The sequence below is a fragment of the Allobosea sp. 01N443 genome (assembly GCF_056399325.1).
In genome coordinates this window covers 1-557 of the sequence record NZ_JBFTRC010000427.1, presented here as the reverse complement: position 1 = coordinate 557, position 557 = coordinate 1, and the positions used below count along the sequence as shown (strand labels likewise).

The following is a 557-nucleotide window of genomic DNA, read 5'->3' as shown; positions in this document are numbered from 1 at the left end:
TGATAAGGGAGTGCAATACATTCTTGAGTTTTGTGGCAGATAAAACATTAGAGAAACAGAAATTGCATAAATCTAATTTATGTAAAAATCGATTTTGTCCTGTATGTGCATGGCGAAAAGCGAGAAAAGATGCGTTAGGTTTATCATTGATGATGCAATATATTAAGCAAAAAGAAGATAAACAATTCATCTTTTTAACACTTACCACGCCAAATGTTACAGCTGAGCATTTAGAAAGTGAAATTAAAGCTTATAATCACTCTTTTCAAAAGATGTTTAAGCGTAAAAAAGTAATTTCTGCTACGAAAGGTTATGTAAGAAAATTAGAAATTACTTACAATAAAGAACGTGATGACTATAACCCGCATTTTCATGTTTTAATTGCAGTAAATAAGTCATATTTTACAGATAAAAGATATTATATTAGCCAAAAAGAATGGCTTGAATTATGGCGTGACGTAACGGGAATTTCAGAAATTACACAAGTTCAAGTTCAAAAAATAAGACAAAATAACAATAAAGAGTTATATGAAATGGCTAAGTATTCTGGTAAAGAT

The 557-nt window shown here is 29.4% G+C and carries 1 protein-coding gene; it reads left to right on the top strand.

The window, feature by feature from the left end; translation table 11 throughout:
• Positions 1–32: 32 nt before the first annotated feature.
• The coding region (locus AC1DRP_RS36820) for a protein rep (RefSeq protein ID WP_476771175.1) at positions 33–557 on the top strand (525 nt) is incomplete at its 3' end.